Annotated in this window: 7 protein-coding genes; 1 reads left to right on the top strand and 6 read right to left on the bottom strand. The window is 72.8% G+C overall.

Annotated features, from left to right (window positions below; genetic code table 11):
* Positions 1 to 26: 26 nt before the first annotated feature.
* The 4 genes from fxsA to ACWGIU_RS23930 form a co-directional block, all read right to left on the bottom strand.
* Entirely contained in the window at positions 27 to 599 is a 573-nt protein-coding gene (fxsA, locus tag ACWGIU_RS23945; RefSeq protein ID WP_453708920.1) for an FxsA family membrane protein, read from the bottom strand.
* 78 nt (positions 600 to 677) lie between these two features.
* Positions 678 to 1,523 carry a polyprenol monophosphomannose synthase gene (locus tag ACWGIU_RS23940; protein ID WP_453708918.1) on the bottom strand — a complete coding sequence of 282 codons (846 nt, stop codon included), beginning with the start codon at positions 1,521 to 1,523 and terminating at the stop codon, positions 678 to 680.
* A 304-nt stretch (positions 1,524 to 1,827) separates the two neighbouring features.
* Complete coding sequence (locus tag ACWGIU_RS23935) at positions 1,828 to 3,456, bottom strand: amidohydrolase (protein WP_453708916.1); 1,629 nt, start codon at positions 3,454 to 3,456, stop codon at positions 1,828 to 1,830.
* A gap of 62 nt (positions 3,457 to 3,518) precedes the next feature.
* Positions 3,519 to 3,959 carry an Lrp/AsnC family transcriptional regulator gene (locus ACWGIU_RS23930; protein ID WP_030011705.1) on the bottom strand — a complete coding sequence of 147 codons (441 nt, stop codon included), beginning with the start codon at positions 3,957 to 3,959 and terminating at the stop codon, positions 3,519 to 3,521.
* Positions 3,960 to 4,176: 217 nt separating this feature from the next.
* Here ACWGIU_RS23930 and ACWGIU_RS23925 point away from each other — a divergent pair, with 217 nt between their 5' ends.
* Entirely contained in the window at positions 4,177 to 4,656 is a 480-nt protein-coding gene (locus ACWGIU_RS23925; RefSeq protein ID WP_453708915.1) for a hypothetical protein, read from the top strand.
* 31 nt (positions 4,657 to 4,687) lie between these two features.
* Here ACWGIU_RS23925 and ACWGIU_RS23920 read toward each other — a convergent pair whose 3' ends face one another.
* Together ACWGIU_RS23920 and ACWGIU_RS23915 are read right to left on the bottom strand one after the other, a co-directional pair.
* Positions 4,688 to 5,779 carry a phosphotransferase family protein gene (locus ACWGIU_RS23920; protein ID WP_453708913.1) on the bottom strand — a complete coding sequence of 364 codons (1,092 nt, stop codon included), beginning with the start codon at positions 5,777 to 5,779 and terminating at the stop codon, positions 4,688 to 4,690.
* A gap of 90 nt (positions 5,780 to 5,869) precedes the next feature.
* Positions 5,870 to 7,003 carry a hypothetical protein gene (locus tag ACWGIU_RS23915; RefSeq protein WP_453708911.1) on the bottom strand — a complete coding sequence of 378 codons (1,134 nt, stop codon included), beginning with the start codon at positions 7,001 to 7,003 and terminating at the stop codon, positions 5,870 to 5,872.
* Positions 7,004 to 7,326 lie beyond the last annotated feature (323 nt).

Below are 7,326 nucleotides of genomic sequence, written 5' to 3'. Positions count from 1 at the left end.
TCCTACGCCTACGGACGCCCGCGCGGCTACGGGGTCAGCGGCGGGCGGTACGCGGAATCCGGGCCGTCCTGCTGCCCCGGGCCGTCGTCGCGGACCACCTCGCCCTGGACGACCTTGCCGTCGGGGTAGTGGATACGGGCCTGCTGGAAGGCGTCACCGAAGCTGCCGGCGGGGACCGAGGCCATCTTCCGCTCCAGCGAGCGGGTCGCCCTGCGGCCGATCCAGGCCCGGACGGGCGGCAGCAGCAGAACCAGACCCGCCACGTCGGAGAGCAGGCCGGGGAGCATCAGGAGCAGACCCGCCAGCATCGTGAGGCCGTTGCCCTGGCCGGGCTGCTGTGGAGTGGGCTGCCGCCCCTGCTGCGCCTGCTGGAAGGTGCTCGCCAGGTTCCTGAAGGCACGCCGCCCGGCCCGCTTGATCACCACCGCGCCCAGGATCATGCCCCCCGCGAGCAGCGCGGCCACGGCGAGCCCGCCGGCCACGTCCGCGACCACGGTGAGCAGCCAGATCTCCAGGATCAGCCAGGCGGCGATCGCCAGGGGGAGGAACGTACGGGCGGGCGAGCGCCGCCGGGGGGCCGTGGACATGCCGGTCGTCATGGCGTCCAGTGTGCCTGGGCCCGCATAAAAGCGACCTCAGCCGGAGGTACCGGACCTCCCCTAAGGGTGTCCGGCCCGTCAGGCCCCCTCGCCCGGCTCGCCGGTCCCCGGGCCACTGTCCTTGGCGGCGTCCTTGCCGCTGTCCCTGGCGGCGTCCTTGCCACTGTCCTTGCCGAGCAGCTTGGAGGCCTGGGCCTTGAGACCCCACTGGGTGACCCGCCACAGCGCCTCGACCAGGATGTCCTTGCTCATCTTGCTGTCGCCGAACTCACGCTCGACGAACGTGATGGGTACCTCCACCACGCGGAACCCCTTCTGCACGGCCCTGCGCGCCAGGTCGACCTGGAAGCAGTAGCCCGCCGAGGCCACCTCGTCCAGGCCCAGGCCCTCCAGGGTCTCCCGGCGGAAGGCCCGGTAGCCGCCGGTCACGTCCCGCATCGGGAGGTTCAGCATCAGCCGGGAGTACGTCGAACCGCCGCGCGAGATGAACTCGCGGCTCTTGGGCCAGTTCACCACCCGTCCGCCCGGCACCCAGCGGGAGCCCAGGACCAGGTCCGCGCCGGCCAGCGCGGTCAGCAGGCGGGGCAGCTCCTCGGGCTGGTGGGAGCCGTCGGCGTCCATCTCGACGATCACCCCGTAGCCCTGCTCCAGGGCCCATACGAAGCCCGCCAGGTAGGCGGCTCCCAGCCCCTCCTTGCCCTTGCGGTGCAGCACGTGGACGTGGTCGTCGCCCGCCACCAGCTCGTCGGCGAGCTTGCCGGTGCCGTCCGGGCTGTTGTCGTCCGCGATGAGGATGTGGGCCTCGGGCACAGCCGCGCGCACACGCCCGACGATCAGCCCGATGTTCTCCGCCTCGTTGTAGGTCGGAATGATCACCAAGGCCGTACCGAGCGGTCCGTAGGTCCGCTGTCCGCCGTCGCTCACTGAGTCCCCTTTTGTGCTCTTGCACGTCCTGTACGTCTGGTCGCAGAGGATGACTTTAGAACAGTGGCCGGGGCCCGCGGTCCTTCGGGCCGGTCGGACGCCCGCTGGCCGCGGGCCGCCGTGACCGTTGTCTACTGGACCGCAGACCCCGACCCGGGGCCACCCGCCGCCCGGCGGAACCTTCCCTCGCCCCCGAGGCGCGGGCGCGCTGCGCAGACGGAGTCGTCCGGCACGGACTTCCTGTGGTGGACCCGGCCGAACCTATCCGGGTCCGACCGCCCGTACCGAACCGAGGCACGCCGGATCACCCCTGTGGGCGTACGAATACCTCCCGGCCGCCGACGACGGTGGCGAGGCACACCGGCAGGGCGGATCCGGGGGTCAGGTCGGGCAGTCCGGGGGTGCCCGACCTGGGGTCGGTGGACCAGCGGGCGACCCGGTCGTCGGGGGCCTGGACGACCAGGTCACCCGTCTGCCAGACCGCGTAGTCGGCAGGCGCGCCGGGGACGAGGATGCCCGCGTCGTCGCGGCCCAGCGCCCGCCAGCCGCCCCGCGTGTGGGCCGTGAAGGCGGCCCGTACGGAGATCCGGTGCTCGGGCGTCCGGTGGAAGGCCGCCGCCCGGACGGTGCCCCACGGGTCGAGCGGGGTGACCGGCGCGTCCGAGCCGAAGGCCAGCGGGACACCGGCCTTGAGCATGGCCGCGTACGGGTTGAGGGTACGGGCCCGCCCGGCGCCGAGCCGGTCGGCGTACATGCCGTCCTCGCCACCCCAGGCCGCGTCGAACGCGGGCTGCACCGAGGCGGTCAGCCCCAGCTCCGCGAAGGCCGCGACCGTGGCGGGCGTCATCATCTCCGCGTGCTCCACCCGGTGCCGGGCGGCGCGGACGCGGGCCAGGCCGACCTTCTCGGCCGCCGCCCGGACGCCCTCGACGACGGCGGTGATCGCGGCGTCCCCGATGGCGTGGAATCCCGCCTGGAGACCCTCCTCGGTGCAGGCGGCCACGTGTTCGGTGACGGCGTGCGCGTCGAGGTACTCGGTGCCGGTGTGCTCGGCATCCGCGTACGGGGCGTGCAGGCAGGCGGTGTGCGAGCCGAGGGCTCCGTCGACGAACAGGTCTCCGGCGGCTCCGACGGCCCCGAGCTCCTTGGTCAGGTCGAGGTCCCGGTCGGCCCAGTACCCGAAGACGCGCGGGCCGGGCCGCTCGGCTGCCAGGGCGAGCAGGCCGGTGAAGTCCTCCACGGAGGAGATCTCGGGCCCGCCGCACTCGTGGACGGAGCCGATACCGAGGGAGGCGGCCCGGTCGAGGGCGGCCCGCTGGGCCTCGGCACGCTGGGCGGGGGTGACGGCGGCCAGCGCGGCCCGCCGTACGGCGTGGTGGTCGTCACCGGTCAGCGGCCGGTCGCCTTCGGGCCGCACCTGCGGGACGAGGGCGAGCAGGGCGGTGGTGACCACGGCCGAGTGCACGTCGACGCGGCTGAGGTAGAGCGGGCGGCCGCCGGTGGCCTCGTCGAGCTCGGAGCGGTGCGGGGCCCGGCGCTCGGGCCAGCGGGCGGCGTCCCAGCCGTGTCCGAGGAGCACCCGGTCGGCCGGGCGGCTCGCGGCGTACGCGCGTACGAGGTCCAGGGCGGCGGACAGGGTGGGCGCCCCGGAGAGGTCCAGGCCGGTGAGGGCCAGGCCCGCGGAGGTGGTGTGGACGTGCGCGTCGGTGAAGGCCGGCGTGACGAGCGCGCCGGCGAGGTCGACGACCTCGTCCACGCCCTGTGCGAAGGCATCGGCGGCGCCCTCGGAACCGACCCAGGCGATGCGGCCGCGCTCGACGACCATCGCGGTGGCGAAGGGGTCGGCGGGGCTGTGCACCTCGCCCCCGCGGAGGAGAACGGTCCTGGTCGGTGCTCCGGCGGCATCGGCGGAGTGGGCGGTGCGGTCAGTCATGCCGACCAGTGTCCCGCGTCGCCCACCCCGGTCCGACCACCGGGTCCCCGCTCGGGCCCGGTTCAGACGCGGGGCGGGCGCGCCTCGTAGGGGGTGGACAGGACGACCGTCGTGCGCGTCGAGACGTGGGCGAGGGCGCGCAGGCGGCCCAGGAGGTCTTCCAGCTCCAGGGGGGTGGCGACGCGCACCTTCAGGATGTAGTTCTCGTCGCCCGCGACGCTGTGGCAGGCCTCGATCTCGGGGACTCCGGCCAGCCGGTCGGCGATGTCGTCCGGAGCGCTCGGGTCGAAGGGCTTGACCGAGATGAACGCGGTCAGCGGCAGGCCGACGGCCTCCGGATCGACCACGGCCGCATAGCCGCGGATGACCCCGCGCTGCTCCAGACGTCGTACTCGCTGATGGACTGCCGACGTGGACAGTCCCGTGGCCTTGCCCAGATCCGTGTAGCTCATCCGCCCGTCCCGCACGAGCAGATCAACGATCTGGCGGTCCAGCTCCTCCATTGCGCTCATAGCCGCTCAACTTAAGGCCCAAGGGCGCTCCAGGCCCAGTGCTGTCCGCCCACTGGAGGCATCTGCGGCAGGCATGTGACCAAGGCCACAGGGGTATGCAGGTGGAGGCCTGTCTGTTGTGGTTACTCGTGACGCTCGACGGGAATTGCTTGCTGTGGCCGAGGCCGAAGAACCTGCCCGCCCGGCCCACCCAAGGGGGAGTACATCCATGCTGAACACCAAGCGCGCCGGTCGCACCGAACCGGAGCCCCTGGAACTGCTCGATCCCGGGAACGGTACGTACCCGGACGACGGCGGGGACGGCGAATACCTCGACGAGATCGAGGCGTTCGAGATCCACCACGCGGTCTGCCCCGACTGCGGCCAGTCGATCGCCCTCGTCGCGGACGAGGAGTACCTGCCGCAGCACGCCCTCTGCCTGACCCCGTGGAACCCCTTCGGCCTCACCGTGTGCGCGGGCACCGGCCGGCCCGCGAGCGACGCGCTGCCCCCCGTGGGCATGATCGAGCCGGTGGAGGCGCAGGAGATCGAACCCGTCGTCCTGTCGGCCCTGCCCCAGGGCCTGGACTGGCGGACGCAGCCCTTCTCGCACGTCGGCGGTCCGGGCTCGCGCCCGGTCCGTGTGGTGAGCCCCGTGCTGCCGCGGCAGCAGGCGCAGACGCGGCAGCAGCACGCGCAAGCGGCCTGACGGCCGCTCCGCTCCCTACCAGCTCCACTCCCTACCAGTACGTTCCCTGCACCATGGCGGCCAGGGCGGCGTGGTGCAGGATCAGGCTGTCCGGGTCCGCCGGGACCTCGACCTCCCCGAAATGTGCCTGCCGGTAGGCGATGCGCAGCATCACGATCCCGTGCCGCAGGGCGGCGTAGAGGGTGTGGAACTCCATGTCCCGCGGGGTGTGGCCGGTGAGCTCGGCGTAACGGCGCTCCAAGTCCTCGCGGCGCAGGAAGTCCGGCAGGCCGGGCTGGCCGAAGCCGACCGTGAGGTCCTGGAAGAACCGGTGCAGGTAGACGGTCCACCCGAGGTCCACCTCGCGCGGGGCGTACGCCGCCATCTCCCAGTCCAGGACGGCCACCGGCGTGAACCCGTCGTAGATGACGTTGCCGATCCGGGCGTCGCCCCAGTTGAGGACGGCGGGACCCTCGTCCTCGGGCCACAGTTCCTCCAGCCGGGCGAACGCCCGCTCGATGAGCGGGGACGGGGTGAGCCCGCCCACCACCCAGGAGTAGTAGGCGCGTTGGGCGTCCACGTGCCGGCGCAGCGGTGTGCCCTCGCCGTCGGGGAGGAGGAACTCGGCCTCCTTGGACGGGAACTGGTCGTGCAGTCGGGCCAGCAGCGAGATGCTCCCCTCCTGGAGGGCGGCGCGCTCGGCGTCGGTCGCGGCGTGCAGCCAGTTGCCCTCGTAGGTGTAGGGCATGACATCGGGCGGGACCCGGCCCTCGGCACGGGCCATCACGAAGAACGGCGCACCCAGCGGCCCGGGTTCCGCTTCCAGCCACTGCACGCGCGGGACGGGCAGGTCCGTGTGCTGGGCGACCAGGCTCATCACACGGTGCTGGCGCGGCATGTCGTACGTGGGGAAGACGGTGTAGGCGGCCGGGTCGGCGGCGAGCCGCAGCGCGCAGGCGCGCAGCGGGGTGTCGGGGTGTTCTATGTCGAAGAGCAGGGTCTCGCTGGACATCCCGTTGGATCCGGGGACGGAGACGTTCGTGATCCGCGCGCCGGGGAGCCTGGTGTCGAGCCAGGCGGCGAGGCGGCGGCCGAGCTCCTCGGGCTCCCGGGTGGAGGTGCGCGGACGTGGTGCGGTGGCCATGGTTGAGCCCCTTTCGTACGGGTCCTGGTCCTACGGGTCCCGGTTGTGCGGGTCCCGGTCCTACGGGTCCCGGCCGTACGGGTCCTGGTCCTACTGGGCGACGGAGGAGTAGTCGGCGAAACCGCTCGGGTCGTGGCGCCCGAAGCTGCCGTGCTCGAAGATGCCGTGGCCGATCCGCCCGTCGAGGGTGAAGCGGGCGGAGTGGTCGGTCACGCCGAAGGCCGCCATCGGGTGGGCCGCGGGGTCGGAGAGGTCGTAGACGCGGCGGTCGTTCCAGCCACGGCCCTGCCAGGTGCCGTGCTGCCAGTCACCGGCGGGCGGATAGCCGGCGCCGACGGCGAGGGGGGAGGAGTTCAGGATCTCCACACCCAGTTCGAGTGGCTTGCGGGAGGGGTCGGTCAGGTGGACCACGGCCCGCTCGGGATGCCGGCTGCCGGGCCGGTAGCGGATCTCGGTGTGCGGCCAGCCGAGTTGGACGTCGTGGCGTCCGCTGCCTTCGGGGAAGACCTGCACCGCCTCGTTCAGGGTGCGGTGGCCGTCGGCGTCCTCCTGGGCGACGACCATGAGGAAGCGGTCCTCGAAACGGACCGGGATCCACAGCCAGTGAAAGCCCTCGGGGCGGTACTCCTCGGCCGCGCGCCCCCCGTCCTCGCCGGGGATCGGCCGCACGCCCCAGCTCCGGTCGCGGGTCCCGGTCCACTCCCCCGGCGTGAGGCTGAACTCCTCACCTTTGGCCTTGATGGTGCCGGTGACGTGGCCGGCCTGCACGAAGCGGCGGCCTTCCAGCATGAGGCGGTCGCCGCGCCGCTGGACGTGGTGCGGCTCCCAGACGGCGGGGAACCCGGCGGTCCAGGTGATGTCGTACGAGAGCCCGTGCGGGTCGGCCGGATCGGGGGCGCAGCGCAGCGTGAGCTGCTTGAGCGGCACGTCGACGGTGATGGACAGGGGTCCCACCGAGAGGTTCATCCGGTCGTCGGTGAGGGCGTCGGAGGCCCGGACGGCGAGCAGCTCGTCGCCGACGCGGAAGGTGGCGTAGGCGTCGATGACCCCGGCGTTGGGGTAGACGCCGAGGCCGAGTATCAGGACGGCGCGGCCGGCGTGGTCGAAGACGTGGAAGATGCACCGGTCGTAGGCGTTGCGGTCACCGCTGACGACATGCTTCATCGACAAGGGCGCCTGGTGGATGGGGTATTCGTCGAGCGCGACGGGCCGGTCGGCGGACATGGCGGACCTCCTGGACAGACGGCTTCGGGAGTTTCGAGAGGCTTCGGGACGGCTTCGAGATGCGGCGCGGGCGGATATGACGGTACGTCAGAAACCAGCCGCCGGGCCACCCTTCTGGCACGCTCTGACAGAGCGGCGCGATGTGCCGGGCCTCTCGGCGCGGCGGGGCAGCGGGGCGGCGGGGCAGCCGGAGCCCCGGCGGGCGGGGGCTGTGGCGCGCGGCAGCGGCTACGACGGCGACGCCTGCGCCGGAGTCAGGACCTGATTTCCGGCGCTCTTCGTATGTCCGGGGCGGGACGGTCGGTCAAGGGGTGGCCGAAGGC

Source organism: Streptomyces sp. NPDC054840 (assembly GCF_053611065.1).
Note: the sequence above shows the minus strand (reverse complement) of the source record. Positions and strands in the feature narration are given on the sequence as shown.

What these genes read in the sequence shown, in the direction of transcription:
- fxsA (WP_453708920.1), bottom strand. Translation starts at nt 599, where the DNA reads ATGACGACCGGCATGTCCACGGCCCCCCGGCGGCGCTCGCCCGCCCGT.
- ACWGIU_RS23935 (WP_453708916.1), bottom strand. Translation starts at nt 3,456, where the DNA reads ATGACTGACCGCACCGCCCACTCCGCCGATGCCGCCGGAGCACCGACC.
- ACWGIU_RS23930 (WP_030011705.1), bottom strand. Translation starts at nt 3,959, where the DNA reads ATGGAGGAGCTGGACCGCCAGATCGTTGATCTGCTCGTGCGGGACGGG.
- ACWGIU_RS23925 (WP_453708915.1), top strand. Translation starts at nt 4,177, where the DNA reads ATGCTGAACACCAAGCGCGCCGGTCGCACCGAACCGGAGCCCCTGGAA.
- ACWGIU_RS23920 (WP_453708913.1), bottom strand. Translation starts at nt 5,779, where the DNA reads ATGGCCACCGCACCACGTCCGCGCACCTCCACCCGGGAGCCCGAGGAG.
- ACWGIU_RS23915 (WP_453708911.1), bottom strand. Translation starts at nt 7,003, where the DNA reads ATGTCCGCCGACCGGCCCGTCGCGCTCGACGAATACCCCATCCACCAG.